Origin of the sequence: Kosakonia sp. AG348, assembly GCF_003337365.1 — a bacterium.
Taxonomy (GTDB): Bacteria; Pseudomonadota; Gammaproteobacteria; order Enterobacterales; family Enterobacteriaceae; genus Kosakonia.
The window spans coordinates 78,144-93,627 of the sequence record NZ_QPJR01000003.1 but is presented as its reverse complement, the minus strand read 5'-3'; the positions used below and the strand labels follow the sequence as shown (position 1 = coordinate 93,627).

Here is a 15,484-nt window from a genome sequence, read left to right as displayed (position 1 = left end):
TGCAAAAAGCACGCTTTTTGCACTGGCGAATAAATCAACAAATGTGATATAGTTCACACATTCCTGAAACGGGGAACGCCGTTTCAATTCGTTGTGTTATTCGCGGATCTTCAGCATTGCCACTCGCGCAACGTGCTTGTCCGCCCGGTATTCGGTCTTTCTGAGGATGGTTTGATGGCTACCTTTACCGCCAGCGTCGTGCTTCTCCGCTGGCAGTTACTGAGTGCAGTGTTGATGTTTATGGCCAGTACGCTGAACATTCGCTTCCGTCGTGCTGATTATATTGGCCTGGCAGTGATCAGCAGCGGCATGGGCTTAGCGGCGGCATGCTGGTTCGCTACCGGTTTGTTGGGTATTACGGCGATAGATCTCTCCACGACCTGGCACAACCTGCTCGTCGTGATGGAAGAGATCGCGCAAAAAGCGCCACCCGAGTGGCCGATGATCGTAACGTGATTGCCTAAAGCGCCTGCGGGCGCTTTTTTATTTCCTCTGGGGGTCATTTTTCTACGCGACGCCCTTTCGCATAAATATAAACACCGGATCTGCGCCAGCGGCCGATCTTTACTGCATTGGCATAATCGCTCACCGGTGCGTAAATCGGTGCACATCTATTTGATTTAATAGAGGGATCGGGCGGATAAGCCGTCTTATTGCCAGCCAGGGGTGGTAAACGGGAATGCACACTCGCCGAAGCAGGACGTAAAAATACAAATGCCCACCAGGACTCAGCTTCGCGGGCATCTGCGCTTTCACTTCAGCACAACGATTGTTTTATTCAAGAATACGGGTTTCCCACGGTCGCCAGAGCGGGTGGAATTTCTGCGGTTGGTAATGCGTCGTTTCGCGCTTGCCGAAATAGAACAGCGCGTCCATCTCATTTTTTATCACGACCATATTTGAACCGTCCGCATGCCCGCCAACGGTGACCGAACCGTGATAACCTTTTACCGGCACGCCGGTGTAATTCGCCAGTTTTTGTGCGAAAGAATCAATGCCGCCTTCCGCCCCGTGACAACTTAAGCAACGGATGTTTTTAAACCTCACATCGCCAGCCAGTTCCAGCGTATCCAGCGCCACATCAAACGGCCCTTTGATACCGCCAGCGACCTGCAGGCCGGTCGTGCTGTCACCGTTTGGTGTAAAAATGCCATGACCAATGATATTCAGCCGCGGCTCGCCCTTGTAGCTGTCGGTAAAAAACATATACATATTCGGATCATTTAAGGGGCCATCGCGACGCACGATATTGATTTCCCCGGATAATGTCACCCTCCCCATCTCTTTCTCACCCACATCCGCGCCAACTTTAGCAATATCAGCGAATTGTTTGATGTTGAGTTTTGACGACGCCATGGCCTCGGAAAAATTTTTTCCTCCCGCTTGCGGTAATGAAACATGTAATACGTCCGGGCCAGAGGCGTCAGGTATGGCGTGGCTTAACGGCTTACTGCCGGAAACGTTCGCTTCCGTAGCTGGATTTAATGGCCTTGCCATCGCCATTTTCGACTCCGCAATAGCGACGTTGATTTCACCGTGCGGGCCTTTAGCAGTGCCAGAAGGTCGTTCAGCAAGCCGCGCCGCGCCGGCACCGGGAAGCGATCGCACTCCGCCCGGAAATTCCGGCAGCGGCCCGCCCAATACCGCGCCCAGGAAAATCTCCTGCAAACTTTCGCCCAGCGTGGGCAACGGTATCTTGCCTTCATCTTTGGGGACATGGGAAATATCGGCCTGTTTATCACCGGTTCGCCACGCATAATGCCGCTGCTGAAACGCCTGAAAAGACTCCTTTGCGGGCGTATAGGCAGGCTCCAGCTGAACCGCTCTGAGTGTTTTGTCTTCGTAAGGGGAAATATCATAAGGTTTAAATTCATCAATCGCTGCCGGGCCTTTGATATCCATACTTTCTCCTCCGACTGTTGCCGTCTTGTTTTGGCTGGTAGCGTCGCGCCACAGCTACCTATTAAGTGGCCCGGCACACGCCTTTTCGTGACGTCGTCAGATAATTATTTCCCCAGTTTCGACAGCATCTCCGGGCGCATAAATTTATGGATAACCAGCATAAACAGCACCGATGGCACCAGCAGGATCAGCGCGGTAATGGATGAAACCTGGTAGTTGCCCGACATACTGGCGGTATAGAGCAAAATGGGCAGCGTGGTGATATCCGGTGCGCCAACAAAAAAGGTGGCGGTAAACTCATCCAGCGATTCCAGGAACACAAAAATGCTGGCGGCAATCAGCCCGGGCGCGGCCTGCGGCAAAATAATATGGAAGAAGGTGTATACCGGCCCGGCGCCCAGGTTGCGCGAGGCGCGCGCCAGCAGCGGATCGAGTGAAGAGAACGCCGCCACGCTTATCCAGATCGAATACATCAAGCCGTGCACGCTGTGCACCAGCACCACGCCCGCCACCGTACCGTTCAGTCCCCACTGATAAAACAGCCGCGCCACGTTCATATACACCGTCAGGTTAGGAAACGCCTGCGGGATGAGAAACAGCAGCATAAAGAAGGCGCGACACGGCATGGTTCGGTGCGACAATGCGTAACCCGCCGGAATAGAAATCAGCAGGCAAACCAGCACCGACAGCACGGCGATCAGCACGCTAATGGAGAGCGATCCCGAGACATCGCTGTAGGGGCTAAACACCTGGCTCCAGTATTTCAATCCCCACTGGCTCGGCAAGGTGTGCGGGAAAAACCAGCTTTCCGCCACCGTCCAGATAAGCAGATTCAGCAGCGGGCCAAACAGCGCCAGTACCAGAAAAGTGAGCAACAGAGTTTGCAGCAGAAAACTGCCGCGGAGTTTTTGTCGAAACGTGGTCATCACTGCGCTCCTTTCGCATGCAGGCTGTGGCGTAAATAGAACCAGGAGAGCGCCGCGCAAATCAGATAGGAGATCACCCCCATCGCATTCGCCACCGGGTAATCGCCGTACGAGTTAACGCGAAACGCCATATCGACGGTCATCATGGTTGGCGTGCCGGTGCCAATCATCAGCGGCACGGAAAGCACCGACATCATCGTCACCGTGGAGAGCACCATCGCCACGCCAATCGTCGGCAGCACCTGCGGCAAAATGATGTCGAACAGGATGCGTAAACGTGACGCGCCGAGGTTTTTCGCCGCCAGAATATGCGACGGCTCCACCGCCGACATCGCGCCGCAAATCAGTAACGTCGAGAACGCCATCTGCTTCCAGACAAAGGTAATAATGATCCCGCTCCAGCCCAGCAGCGAGGTGGTGTCCATTGGCGTTAATAGCCCGCTCGCCACCAGCACATTGTTCATCAACCCGTTTTTGGCGAGGAAGGTGCGCATCATCTGCGCGGTAACAATAAAGGGAATAAACAGCGGCAGGCGGTACAAAAATGCCAGCGCTTTCACGATGCCGCGAAACGGCGACAGCACGATAATGGCGGAAATTGTTATCGACAGTAGCGCCAGAATCACCAGTGAAACCAGCACGATAAGTACGGTAAAGAGAATATCGTTCGAGTAAAGCGCAAAAACTTTATCAAAGTGCGCCAGCGTGAAAGGCTGCGTATCGCTGGTAAACGCGGAAATCAGCGAAAAACCCAGCGGCCAGAGGAAAAAGACGGCGATCAGCAGCGTGGCCGGGCCTACCAGTAAGCAGTATTTAAAGGCGTGTCGCATGGTGAACCTGAATAATCACAGCAAAAAAATGCCCGGGCGAAATGCCCAGGCATATCCGTCAGTCAGTTAGAAACCTGGCTCTCGTAGCCCTCTTTGATATCGTCAAAGTACGGCGTGATCGGGAAACTTTTGCCGTATTTCGCTAAATCATCCGGCGAGATTTCCGCAAACAGTTTCTGCCAGGTAGCTGCATCCAGTTTCTCTTTCACGTATTTCGCGTCAATTCCTGGATACCAGTTGAACTGCTTCACAATGCCCTGCGCCTGCACGTCCGGGCTGGTCGCCAGCGCAATAAACTCCTGCGCCAGTTTGGCCTGCGCTGCATGTGCCGGAACGACGTAATACATTGGCTGGCCCGGCATCCCTGGCGCGATTAACGCCAGTTTGATCGACGGTGGTACTTTGCCCTGATCTTTCCAGCTATAGAACATATCGACCCATACCGGCCCCATGGTGATTTCGCCCCGGCTGAGCATATCCAGCGTCCCGGCGTTACCCGGCGTGAAAGTGACGTTTTTATTGAACTCTTTCAGCCTGGCGAACGCCTGGCTCCAGGTTTTTTCCACGCTTTTGTCATACGGCAGCGCGGAAAGACGCGCCGCATCAGTGCCGTAAGCGTAAATCCAGCCGACCACAAAGCTGACGCCGGACATGCCGTTTTTAATGCCGTTATAGCCAAAGGCTTTCGGGTTTTTCGCCGACCACTGCACCAGCTCGTCGTAGGATTTCGGTGGGGTTTTAATCAGTTCGCTGTTATACGCGATGGCCGTCTGGCTCAAAAACATCGGCATTACATAACCATCAACGTTAACACCCAGCGCGTTTTTGGCGTTCTCTCCCGTCACCATCGAACCGGTGTTGATGGACGAGCGGTATTTCTCCAGCAGCCCTTTTTCCACCAGTTGCCCTCCCGCCGCCTGGTGCACAACCGCGACGTCGATATCCCAGCTTTTCGCGCCACTCTGCTGTTGCGCCGTCAGTTTTTCGACAATCTTGTTTGAGCCCGCGTCTCCCGGCCCGGTGCCGACCACCTGCACTTTCACGCCCGGATGCGCGGCTTCAAACTTTGGCCCCAGCCAGGTTTTAACGTAGTCGACCATGTTTTGATCGCCCGCCGTCGCCACATTGAGAACCGTTTCGGCGCTGGCGGTGTGAACTGCACCCAAACAGAGTGCGGCGATGACAGCAAGTTTCGGTTTTACTGACATGATAATCCCCAGGAAAAGTGTGTTGGTTGGCTTAAGAAGTTGCAAAAACATGCAGCGCCGTTTCCGGCACATGCAAAATCACCGGCGTTCGGGCAGGCCAGAACTGTGTGGAATCCGCGAGAAAAATCTGCCCCTCGCAGCGCACACTATGACGATACTGGTGGCCGAGAAACGCGCTCTCTTCCACCACGCCATTCAGTACCAGGCCCGGCTGCTCCGGCGTCGTTAACGGGCGGTGCATGTTGACGTCCGAACTGCGGAAATAGAGCGTTTCCCCGCCCGCATCAGCCCGCGTCATGCAGTTATCCGCGCCCATAAAATCCGCGACAAACGGCGTTGCCGGGCGGTGATAAATATCTTCCGGCGTCCCCATTTGTTCGATGCGCCCGTTATTCAGCACCGCAATTCTGTCGGCCATCACCAGCGCCTCTTGTTGGTCATGCGTGACGATTAACGAGGTGAAACCGAGCTTTTTCTGGAGCGCTTTGATCTCGTGGCGAACATTGAGGCGCACTTTGGCGTCCAGGTTCGACAGCGGCTCATCGAGCACCAGCACATCCGGCTCAATGGCTAATGCGCGCGCCAGCGCCACGCGCTGACGCTGGCCGCCGGAAAGCGCCGTCACTTTTATATCCGCATAATTTTCAAGGTTGACGATTTTTAATAATTCCTGCACGCGTTGCGCAATCGCCTCTTTTTTAACGCGGCGGACTTTTAAGCCATAACCAATATTTTGCGCGACGGTAAAATGCGGCCACAAGGCATAACTCTGAAACACCATGGTAATATTTCGCTGCTCTGGCGTGCTGTAAGTAATATCCCGACCATTAACGGCAATAACGCCGGTTCGCACCGGAATAAAACCACATAACGCGTTGAGCAACGTGGTTTTTCCGCAACCAGACGGCCCAAGCAGCGCAATCATTTCGCCCTTTTCCACAGCGAGATGAATATCGTGAAGAACGATATTTTCGCCATAGCCAATTTTCAGTTTTTCAATCTGTAAATAACTCACGGGCGTTCCTTTCTTCAGCTTTTCTTTCGCCGATGAACACGTGTTCATTTATTTGCAAAAAAAATGCAACGTTGCACCGACATTATGTGAGCCTACTTTGTCGTCTATTTGTGACAGTTTGATTAAGTGCGCAATAAATTTGGTGGGGCGAAATGAAAATAGATGTTCTGGGCTGCGGTAGCGCCTTCTCATTGCAGCAAAACACCTCGGCAATCCGCGTTATCGATAACGAAAATCGCCAGTTGCTGATCGATTGTGGCCCGACAATCCCGCGCGCGCTGTGGCAGCGCGGCGGCGACGTAAACGACATCGACGCCATTTACTTCACCCACGTTCACCCGGATCACTGCACCGGGCTAACTGCGCTGCTGAATTACTGGAAAAGTTTTCAGCGTCGTAAACCGCTGATCATCTGGTCGCAGCGCGAACAGCGCCCGGTACTGATAAAACTGGCGAGCCTCGCTAACTGGCCGGAAAACGATCTCTGTTTCGACATTGACTGGCGCGACAGCGAAGCCGAATGGCAGTGGCAAAGCTGGCACATGCGCACCGCGTTTACGCACCATGAACTGCCCAATCTCGCCCTGCGAATCGAAGCGGATGGTCACACGCTGTTCTACAGCGGCGATGGACGCCCAACGCCAGAAAGCATCGCGCTGATGCACAACGCGACGCTGGCGTTTCAGGAGTGCGCTTCGGCAACGGCGCTGCCCAATGACGCCTCGCACGGCGATTTTCCCGGCTGCCTGGCGCTGTTCGGCCAACTGCGTTTACCGCGCCTGGGGTTGTACCACTGCAACGACGCCGCCTTGCCCGCGATTGAGCAAGCCTGCACGGCGTATCCGGGTTTGTTTCTCAGCCACGATGGTTTCGCCACCGATCTCAGCCGCCGCGCGGAGGGGAAAGTGTGAGCCAGAGTTTACGCAAACAAGCAGTAACCGCCGAAGACGTGGCGAAGCGCGCGGGCGTGTCCCGCGCCGTGGTATCGCGCGCGCTGAGCAGCAACGGCAGTATTTCGCCCGCCACCAAAGAGAAAGTGCTGCGCGCCGCGCAGGAGCTTGGCTATCAGGTCAATTTCCTCGCCCAGGGGCTTAACCGCCAGCGCAGCCACTTGATTGGCGTGATTGTCGCGCGCATTGGCGACCCGTTTCGCAGCAGCCTGCTGGAAGGCTTGCTGCATGAAATTCAGCGCCGTGGTTACCAGGCGCTGGTCACCGAGATCACCGGCGAGCAGGATCTGGTCACCACGCTGCGCCGTTTTACCCAGTTTCGCGTCTCCGGCGTGATCGTCACCTCCGGCCAACCGCCAGAAGCGATAGTGAACGAGTGCGTCAGCCAGCGCATTCCGGTGGTCGGCATCAACCGCCACCCGGATATTCCGTTAGTCGATTTCGTCTGTTCCGACAACGTTTCCGGCGCACGTCAGGCCGCTGAACAGCTTTATCACTCCGGCTGTCGCCGTTTTGGCTGGCTCAACAATTGCGGATCGACCTGGGCGGGTATTCAGCGCGGCGAGGCGTTTTTCCAGGCGTTGCAGCAACTCGGCGTGGATACCCAGCAGCAAGTGCGTTGGTATGACGCGCGCGAAGAGGGCTACGAGGGCGGTTTTCAGGCCGCGCAACAGAGTGATGAAGATCTGCCGGAGGGCATATTTTGCGCCAACGCGCAGTTGGCCTGCGGTTTTCTCGATGGCATGCGCCAGCGCGGAAAATTCGCGCCAGACGATTTTCATCTGATAGGTTTTGATAACACGCCGCAGAGCGGCCAGTTCAGCTACCAGTTAACCACGCTGCATCAGGACGTGGCGGAGATAGCGAACCGGGCGCTGACGCGCCTGCTGGAGCGGGCGAAAAATCCTTTACAGCCTTCCCGCGTTGAGTGGGTTAAGGTGACACTGATTCACCGACAAACATCGCCACAAATTGGCTAAGAGTTCAGATATGAGAGAAGAGTTTACCCAGGCGCTGTGCGCACTGATTCGTCGTCTCGGTCAGCAGGCGAAACAGCTTCGTGATAACGGGCTGACCATTGAACAGAAAGGTCGTCAGGATTTTGTCTCCCAGGCAGATGTGTATGTCGAAACCGAACTGCGCGCCTGGCTGAAAGCTGAACGCCCGCAGGATGGTCTGCTCGGCGAGGAGCGCGGGCTGGAACCAGGCAGCGACGGCGTATGGGTTATCGACCCGATTGATGGCACCACCAACTTTATTCTCGGCATGGATTACTGGTGCATTTCGGTTGCTTACGTGCGCAATGATGCCATCCAACTGGGGATAATTTACGCCCCGGATCGCGACGAGTTTTTCTTCGCTGAAAGCGGCAAAGGCGCGTTCTTAAACGGTAAACGCCTGAGCCTGAGCGAACCAGACGCCGACGCGGTAGTGCTCGGCATTGGCCGCTCCAGCCGCAGGCCGCCACGCGAATATACGCAAACCATCGAAACCCTGTTTGAACACGGCGTGGAGCATCGTCGCTTTGGTGCGGGCGCGTTAATGCTGGCGCACGTAGCCGCCGGCCAGGTGCATGGTTATTTCGAAGCGCACCTGCACAGCTGGGATGCGCTGGCGGGGCTGGTGATTATTAAAGAAGCGGGCGGCATGCATAACGATTTTCTTGCCAATAATGGTCTGACGCAGGGCAATAACGCCTGGGCGGCAACACCGCACGTGTGGCAGCGCCTGCAACCGATTTTACTGCCAAATGGTTAAACCCGCTTTCCAGGGAAAACGGCTCATTCGGGCCGTTCTTCTGGGTATTCGTAGTGAACCGCCAGCCAGATGGTCGGCGGTTCAGCCTGTGTCCAGTTCACCCGATGGCGGCATTGCGCGGGGATATTGACGAAATCTCCCACCTGCAACACCCGCTCTTGCGCTTCGTCTTCAAGTTGCAAACCGGCGGCGCCCTGAAGAATCAATACCCACTCGCTTTGCGGCTGGCAGTACCAAAAATCAGGCGGGCTGGCCTGCCCGGTGGAGACGATGCGCTCAATTTTCAGATCTTTTCGCGAAAGCAGATCGTTAAACGTCTCCGCGTCATTCGTGCTCGCGGGGAGATCATGTAACAGGTTGGTCAGCATCGCTGGCGCTCCATTTGGTCAGAAATTATCTCCAGCATCCGCAGGTTATGCCCACCAGAACGAGCGCTTTGGCTTTAAACCATTTCTGGGTTCTTTATTTAAAAAGAGACTCATCACACCGGCGAAGAACAGGGTTCACAGATAACGTAAACACATTGACTTTCCCACAGGCAAAAAAAACGGCTCCGCAGAGCCGTTTTATCAATAAAAACTAAAATGTTTTCATTAGCAAAACCCACTGTCGAACTGCATTTCCTGTATAACCGAACGAATTATCAATTGTGGTCAATGTTGTCGTTAGGTGCATTTGCTCTAAAGATACTTCTACAGTTTCCTGAAGCCAGTAATATCTCCCCGCGCCTACCAGCACACCCGTTGCAGGATAAACCGAGAGATCCCCCCACTCCGACCACAGATGCGGCCCGGCGACACGCTGAGCTTCACCGTTGACCATCACCACCACGTCGGGAATGCCGGGGAGTACCCAGCCATTGTCGGCGGCATACTTAACAGCATTAGGTGCATTCATGGTTTTTTCGCCCAGCGTGGCGAACCAGTGGCTTAACGTAAAGCGCCATACATACGCTTTGCCGTCCGCTATGGATGCAGCTGTGACTTCCACGCTACGAGTGAGCTCATCCGGCTCTCCGGTGATAGTAATATTTCCGTCCTCATCAACGGTAAGCCATGCCTGATCGACGGACCAGTTATAGTCACTGTTTGTCGCCGCATCGCCCGCCATAACGACCTGGAATTTAACGCCGATAAGCCCGGTATTTGGGAACTCATCCAGTGCAAAAGAGGCGCCGTTTACCGCTAAATAGGTTCCTTCTGGCATCGGCATATGCTGCAGCACTGCAATTGTCACCGGTGGTATCGTAATAAGAGTCGTACATAAGGTATCCCCTCAACTTTTTTAAATAGGGAAGGTTGTATGTGACAGAAGAGCTTTTTAACGTGCAGGTAGCGGGGCCACCATTTATTCATGGTTGCCTGTTTCCATCAGCAAAAAACTGTCCACCAGCTCTCCTGGACAGGATCAGCCGCGTTTATTACCGCTATTTCATTCAGTAAGCGTTAAATGACCTCGCCATCATGCGAGCAGATAAGCAGCCCGATAAAAGGAAGTTGAAATACAGCGTAGGAGATCATTTTATATCGCTCCAGCGAAGGTTGATCATTGGCTAAAAGCGGAATAACAGCCATAAACGGGGGGAATTCAAAGAGATATAAAAGAGATTTTATAAAATTAAAATATTCTTTCAGAACTTTATCCTGGATATATCAAACAAAAATCCGCCAGAAACCGGATGTGGATTTTAACGTTGCATAATTACCTAGGATAATTCATAAGTTCATCGTAAAAAAAATAAGATTAATCACGTAAAAAGATAAAACCAGGAATTATCATGATCTTTTCGTGCGTAAATATATTTTTTAAAGCGAGTCGTTATTGACAAAGATAGTCGCCTGCAAGGGAATATATTCCTCTCCATAATGGGGTTCTTTAGCAACTTACTGATTACTCTCCTTTAAAGTGTGCGAGAAGTGCTTTTTATCGGGTAGAAATCAAAAGGCGATAATCTTCTTTTTTGGTCGAACTCAGCATTCAACAGGCTAATTTACTGATGTTTAAACGATCTCATTCCTCACTCGCTTTGGTGATATATAATACTTGTCATTTTTTAAACTCATTAAAATCATTACTGGCTTTTAATATAAATGATCGTCAATGTTGTAACTTTGCCCATAATAAATCGACGACAGACTAACCTCTTTATTTTCCCTTGGCGACAATATACAAAAACAGAATTACGGGCCTTAACCAATATAAGGCGCTGTACTCGCGGTGAAAAATTACGGAGGAAATGTTTAATCAATAAGTAGATATAAGACATGCCTGGTAAGAGAAAAGTATTAACAAGAAGTGAAGCGCAACGTCTTCACTTCTTTATGCATCAATGTTGCGCCAGATATTGCTGTACCAGCTCGTTACCGGCAACGCCCATTACATTGAATTGCTTGTATTCGCTCTTATCAAGCACTCTGACGTACTCATCGCCATTGTACAAATGCCCGGCGCTATGGAATATTTTCAGCTCGTTTTTCCACTCCGTCAGCGGGATATGACCAATGATTTCCCACTCACCACTTTTGAGGCTATCAACCGCCGCAAAGATCACATTAGTCATGCCTCTTGAGTTTTTAAACTTCAGAAACTCATCGTGTTGCGGAATGGTTTTATCAGCCTGAATGCTCAGCACGCCAAATGCGAAAGCCTTTTTAAAGCGCCCTTTTAAGGCACAGACGATCTGACACACGGCAAACCGACCATCGGCAGTTGGGATCAGAAAGATATCACCTTCCTGGTACTTTTGACTCATATGCTACCCCTTATGATAGACAGCGCGTCTTGTAAGATTTCTTTACCCCATGCTGAGCTATCGCCAGCGATTTTATAGGTGGGTGCGTTTTTATTTCCGGGGCGGTAAGACCGGATATCATTCAATAAATTCGTTAATGGATTCATTGACTTAGAACCACCATGCATACCAATCAGTTTTTCTTCCAGAAATTTAGCTTCAGCTTTGGTTAAGTTGTTGTCAAAAATGATCAGCTGTTCCAGATGCGATTTACCCGGCGTTTTCGCATGGGCGTTTAAACGGGTAGGTGCATCACCGCGCCCAACATAACGGATTTTGCCATTCTCGTGCAGAATATATAACCCTTGCCCTTTGGCGCGGTTGTACTTCTTCTTCGAGCCACCGGGCGGGCGCGTAGACGGCAGCCCCAGGCAGCGCTGCAAGCCGAGCGGATCGCTCCATGCCAGTGGATTTGGCGCATATTGGTATACGCTAACCCCCGCCACCATCCCCACCGGATCCTGGCTGATATAGGCCGCAATGTTCGGGTCATAATAGCGATAGCGGTTATAGTGCAGCCCGGTTTCCGCGTCGTAATACTGCCCCTGAAAACGCAGCGGATTGTCGATGAGGCTGGCGTAAACCTCTCCTTTCTCGCCCCAGATGCCGCTTTTCTCCGACCAGACAATCTCTCCCTGTGGCGAGGTTAATCTTACCGGCGCACCGTTGGGATCGCAGTGGTAGTGCCAGCTCTGCTTTTCACCCTCTTCTTGCGTCAGTAACGCCAGCGGCCAGAAACTGTCCGGGTAGTAGATATATTCCCGCATCTCACTGAACAGGTTGGCCTGCGCTTTCTGCCGTTTTAACCTGCCGCCGGTATCGAAAATACTCAGCGCGGCCAGCGGTTCCTGTAACCTGGTGACCGTTTCACCCGCCAGCACATCATCCTGCCAGTAAAACCAACGGGTTTCGCTCGCCGTCTGCTTGAATACCCGTCGACCCAGGCCGTCATAGCCATAGCGCACCAGGCTGTCGCCTTTACGCACGGCGACCAACTGGCGATTGTCATCCCAGACAAAATCCTCTTTTTCGCCTTCGTACTGGCTATCCCGCCGCTGGCGTAGCTCACCGGCGCGGTCAAACACATAGCGCACGCCGTGGTGAATGCCTTCGCGAAACCAACCGCCCGCGCTGTCATTCACCTCGCGCGTTTGCGTCTGCAATTGATTACCGGCGGCATCCTGCACAAATTGTCGCAGTGCGCCATCCGGTGCCATATGCGCCGTCAACCGTCCCACCGGATCGTAGCTGTAGCGATCGCTGCCCCACAGGCTATCTTCCCGTAACGTCAGATTCCCGGCGCGATCGTAAGCAAACCCGCTGGCAAACAATGGTAAATCGTGTTGCAGCACCTGCTGGGTACTGAGCCGCCCCAGTCTGTCGAAAGTAAAGGTACGCAGGACATTGGCGGAGAGCTGTTCGCTCACGCATCGCCCGGCCTCGTCGTAGGTGAACAGAATAGGCGCATCGTTGTTAAGCTGTATCTGGCTGAGCCGTTCATGCTCATCGAGGTGATAACGCACCTGGTGACCACTGTCGCTTTCACGTGTGATCAACACACCGCGTTCGTTGTAACCGTAGCGCAGTTGAAACCCATCCTGCTCTTCCAGCAGGACACGCCCGGCATCGTCATAGCGCCAGCTCAGCCGCCGCCACGGGTTTTCACACAGCACCATCCGCCCGCAGGGATCGTAATGGTATTTAACTTGTAACGTGTCGCCGCTGCGCCGCTCCGTCAGCCGTCCCCTTTTGTCATAGCCGTAGCGCACTTCGCGACCCAGCGGATCTTCACGACTTATCAACCGGCTGGCCTTATCCCAACCGTAACGCGTCACCTGCCCCCAATAATCATGCTCTTGTGTCACCCGCCCGAGCGCATCGCGCGTCAGTTGCCAGCGTTGGCCATTTTGATTCACCACCGTCACCAGGCGATCTTCCGCATCATAGAGAAAGCGCAGCGTCGCGCCGTCCGGGGTTTCGCAGGCCGTCAGCATGCCGCTGCCGTTATAGCGAAGCTGCGTAGTGCGCCCCTGCTCATCGGTGTAACTGACCGGGTCATCTTCTCGATCGTAGACAACACGTATTTCCCCACCTGCCGGATCGGTGGTTGCCACCAGACGGTCTTTGCTGTCCCAGTGAAAACGGGTTACCCCCCCGCTTTCGTCAATACGCTCCAGCAGCGTTCCACGTACCGCGTGGCGAAGCTGTATCGCGCCCGCGCCAGCCTGTTCAATCCGCTGCGGAAAGCCATAACGATCATACTGGTAGCGCGTGGGCGAAACACCGGGCACATGCGCCGCACAAAGCTGCCCAAACGCGTCGTACTGATAACTTGTGGCGACGCCGGTGGGATCGATTTCGCGGGTAAGATTACCGGCCTCACTGTATTCCGAGCGCCAGACCGCGCCTTTCTCATCGGTAAGCACCAGTAATTGCCCGTCATCGTCATAAACCGCCTGAATCGCGCAACCATCGGGCATCTGTTCAACAGTCATGCGCCCCTGTTCGTCATACTCCCAGCGGTGCGTGCTGCCGTCCGGCTCTGTCACTTCCACCGTGCGGCCAAAATCGTCATAGCGGAACACGGTGTTGCCACCCAACGGATCGATTTCCGAGACGGGCAGGCCATTTTCATCAAAGGTGATACGCGAAACAGCACCCTGCGAGTCGGTCACTTCCACTTCGTTGAGCAGCGCGTGGTACGCAAAGTGATAATCCCACACCCCGCCATCCCCCAAGGCGTGGATAACCTGCCAGGCCTCGTTGTACTGGTAGTGAAACCCCTGCCCGTTGCGATCAACATGGCTGACCATACGACGCTGCCGATACGCAAAACGGCGCGGATGCGACAGCGCATCGATCTCCGCGCTCAACTGGCCGTGGGTGTCATATTCGTAGCGGGTAAGCGGCGTTATCTTTCCGTCCAGCGCATTATGCAGACGCAGAGAATGCAGACGGTTTCGCTCCTGTGTGACGAGGATTTCGCGCCCGGTCATCCCCGCGTGGGTGTACTCGCGAATTTTCCGTAACTCGCCCTCTTCACGCTCAAATTTCCAGCCATTACCGCTACGATCGACAATATCGGAAATCGGCAGGGCGCCCTGTTTGCCGCTAAAGTGCAGCAGCGGGCCGCTTTCCTGATCCACCCGCCACACCACCTCGCCATCACGGGTTTCCCGCCACAGGCGGCTGCCCTCCGGCAAACCGTGAATGGCATGTTCGCGCCCGTCGCTTTGCGGCAACGCAGCAAATAATGTCATCCCTTCCGGCTGCGTCAGCAGCGCGACGCCCTCTTCTGCCAGCACATCGAGGCGGATATCTGCCGGGGTTGACCAGCCAAAGCCGCACCCCCCTTCGACCTCAACATCTGCCGACGAATAGGTCCGCGCCCACGCCAGCGGCAGACGACCCGCTAACAGGAAATCCTGCTGTTCCAGGCTGACGCTGCCGTCGCGAATATCCACCGGTTCGGCGCGCAACACGCGGCACTTGAGGAAGCCGGAGTCCATATTACGAAACAGCTTTTGCCGCAGCTTACGAAAGCGGCGCATAAACAGCCGCCACTGCGGCGTTTTCTTCAGTTTCTTGAAGCCTTTACCCAGCCCGCTTAACCCGGCGCGCATCAGCAACGCCATCAGGTTGATGGTCGGCGGGCCGCCCACTACCACGTTATTGGGAATGGCGAGGTTAAAGGTGAGCGGGAGCGTGAGAGAGAGCGGTTTTGGCTTGGTGGCGCGCTTGAGGCGAAACGGCGGCACCAGACCAATAATGTTGCAGCTCAACACCGGCATGCCGATGCGCGAGAACGGCTCGCCGTCCACCGAGACGGTTTTGCTGCCCATAAACAGCTCGTCTTCAATCTGCGGCCCGCCCGGCGCGCGTAGCGGCGGCACCCATACGCCGCCGACCGGAATATGCACGGCGATGCCGCCCGTTCCTGCACTCGCGCGCTTAATGCTGTTGACGTGCACCGTGGTGCCAATCAGCGGCAGGTAATCGAACACGTCAAAAACAATGCCGATATGCGGCGTTGGCAGAGGCCACGGGTAGGTATGAATATCCAGCCCGAGCTGCGGATCGAAGTGCGCGCCGGAGTGCATAAGT

General features: G+C 54.2%; 13 protein-coding genes. 4 read left to right on the top strand and 9 right to left on the bottom strand.

Annotated elements, in window-relative coordinates; translation table 11 throughout:
* The first annotated feature begins 174 nt into the window (after positions 1–174).
* On the top strand, positions 175–456 hold the full coding sequence (locus tag DFO56_RS07490; protein ID WP_045511800.1) for a YjcB family protein: 282 nt from the start codon (positions 175–177) through the stop codon (positions 454–456).
* Between the two features lie 318 nt (positions 457–774).
* Here the strand turns inward: DFO56_RS07490 and DFO56_RS07485 are convergent, their stop codons facing one another.
* The 5 genes from DFO56_RS07485 to DFO56_RS07465 all read right to left on the bottom strand — a co-directional run bounded on the left by DFO56_RS07485 (position 775) and on the right by DFO56_RS07465 (position 5,881).
* Entirely contained in the window at positions 775–1,902 is a 1,128-nt protein-coding gene (locus DFO56_RS07485; RefSeq protein WP_045511797.1) for a hypothetical protein, read from the bottom strand.
* 104 nt (positions 1,903–2,006) lie between these two features.
* Positions 2,007–2,828, bottom strand: coding sequence for an ABC transporter permease (locus DFO56_RS07480; protein WP_045511795.1), 822 nt, complete (start codon positions 2,826–2,828; stop codon positions 2,007–2,009).
* Positions 2,828–3,658: an ABC transporter permease gene (locus DFO56_RS07475; protein ID WP_045511793.1), complete on the bottom strand. Its 831-nt coding sequence runs from the start codon at positions 3,656–3,658 to the stop codon at positions 2,828–2,830. Before DFO56_RS07475 ends, DFO56_RS07480 begins: the two co-directional genes overlap by 1 nt.
* A 62-nt stretch (positions 3,659–3,720) precedes the next feature.
* Positions 3,721–4,866, bottom strand: a complete 1,146-nt coding sequence (locus DFO56_RS07470; protein WP_045511791.1) for an extracellular solute-binding protein — start codon at positions 4,864–4,866, stop codon at positions 3,721–3,723.
* A gap of 31 nt (positions 4,867–4,897) precedes the next feature.
* A complete protein-coding gene (locus DFO56_RS07465; RefSeq protein ID WP_045511788.1) occupies positions 4,898–5,881 on the bottom strand; it encodes an ABC transporter ATP-binding protein in 984 nt (327 codons plus the stop codon).
* Between the two features lie 152 nt (positions 5,882–6,033).
* Between DFO56_RS07465 and DFO56_RS07460 the strand changes: the two genes are divergently transcribed.
* The 3 genes from DFO56_RS07460 to DFO56_RS07450 are packed head-to-tail and all read left to right on the top strand — an operon-like array spanning position 6,034 to position 8,589.
* Positions 6,034–6,792 carry an MBL fold metallo-hydrolase gene (locus DFO56_RS07460; protein ID WP_045511786.1) on the top strand — a complete coding sequence of 253 codons (759 nt, stop codon included), beginning with the start codon at positions 6,034–6,036 and terminating at the stop codon, positions 6,790–6,792.
* Positions 6,789–7,811, top strand: a complete 1,023-nt coding sequence (locus DFO56_RS07455) for a LacI family DNA-binding transcriptional regulator (RefSeq protein WP_045511781.1) — start codon at positions 6,789–6,791, stop codon at positions 7,809–7,811. The genes DFO56_RS07460 and DFO56_RS07455 overlap by 4 nt, the downstream gene beginning before the upstream one ends.
* A gap of 10 nt (positions 7,812–7,821) precedes the next feature.
* Positions 7,822–8,589, top strand: a complete 768-nt coding sequence (locus tag DFO56_RS07450) for an inositol monophosphatase (RefSeq protein ID WP_020456143.1) — start codon at positions 7,822–7,824, stop codon at positions 8,587–8,589.
* A gap of 23 nt (positions 8,590–8,612) precedes the next feature.
* Here the strand turns inward: DFO56_RS07450 and DFO56_RS07445 are convergent, their stop codons facing one another.
* The 4 genes from DFO56_RS07445 to DFO56_RS07430 form a co-directional block, all read right to left on the bottom strand.
* Entirely contained in the window at positions 8,613–8,957 is a 345-nt protein-coding gene (locus tag DFO56_RS07445; RefSeq protein WP_045511779.1) for a cupin domain-containing protein, read from the bottom strand.
* A gap of 211 nt (positions 8,958–9,168) precedes the next feature.
* Positions 9,169–9,795, bottom strand: coding sequence for a hypothetical protein (locus DFO56_RS07440; protein ID WP_045511774.1), 627 nt, complete (start codon positions 9,793–9,795; stop codon positions 9,169–9,171).
* 1,120 nt (positions 9,796–10,915) lie between these two features.
* A complete protein-coding gene (locus tag DFO56_RS07435; RefSeq protein WP_020456139.1) occupies positions 10,916–11,341 on the bottom strand; it encodes an immunity 26/phosphotriesterase HocA family protein in 426 nt (141 codons plus the stop codon).
* Positions 11,338–15,480, bottom strand: coding sequence for an RHS repeat-associated core domain-containing protein (locus tag DFO56_RS07430; protein ID WP_045511770.1), 4,143 nt, complete (start codon positions 15,478–15,480; stop codon positions 11,338–11,340). Before DFO56_RS07430 ends, DFO56_RS07435 begins: the two co-directional genes overlap by 4 nt.
* Between the last annotated feature and the right edge of the window lie 4 nt (positions 15,481–15,484).

What these genes read in the sequence shown, in the direction of transcription:
- DFO56_RS07490 (WP_045511800.1), top strand. Translation starts at nt 175, where the DNA reads ATGGCTACCTTTACCGCCAGCGTCGTGCTTCTCCGCTGGCAGTTACTG.
- DFO56_RS07485 (WP_045511797.1), bottom strand. Translation starts at nt 1,902, where the DNA reads ATGGATATCAAAGGCCCGGCAGCGATTGATGAATTTAAACCTTATGAT.
- DFO56_RS07480 (WP_045511795.1), bottom strand. Translation starts at nt 2,828, where the DNA reads ATGACCACGTTTCGACAAAAACTCCGCGGCAGTTTTCTGCTGCAAACT.
- DFO56_RS07475 (WP_045511793.1), bottom strand. Translation starts at nt 3,658, where the DNA reads ATGCGACACGCCTTTAAATACTGCTTACTGGTAGGCCCGGCCACGCTG.
- DFO56_RS07470 (WP_045511791.1), bottom strand. Translation starts at nt 4,866, where the DNA reads ATGTCAGTAAAACCGAAACTTGCTGTCATCGCCGCACTCTGTTTGGGT.
- DFO56_RS07460 (WP_045511786.1), top strand. Translation starts at nt 6,034, where the DNA reads ATGAAAATAGATGTTCTGGGCTGCGGTAGCGCCTTCTCATTGCAGCAA.
- DFO56_RS07450 (WP_020456143.1), top strand. Translation starts at nt 7,822, where the DNA reads ATGAGAGAAGAGTTTACCCAGGCGCTGTGCGCACTGATTCGTCGTCTC.
- DFO56_RS07445 (WP_045511779.1), bottom strand. Translation starts at nt 8,957, where the DNA reads ATGCTGACCAACCTGTTACATGATCTCCCCGCGAGCACGAATGACGCG.
- DFO56_RS07440 (WP_045511774.1), bottom strand. Translation starts at nt 9,795, where the DNA reads ATGCCAGAAGGAACCTATTTAGCGGTAAACGGCGCCTCTTTTGCACTG.
- DFO56_RS07435 (WP_020456139.1), bottom strand. Translation starts at nt 11,341, where the DNA reads ATGAGTCAAAAGTACCAGGAAGGTGATATCTTTCTGATCCCAACTGCC.
- DFO56_RS07430 (WP_045511770.1), bottom strand. Translation starts at nt 15,480, where the DNA reads ATGCACTCCGGCGCGCACTTCGATCCGCAGCTCGGGCTGGATATTCAT.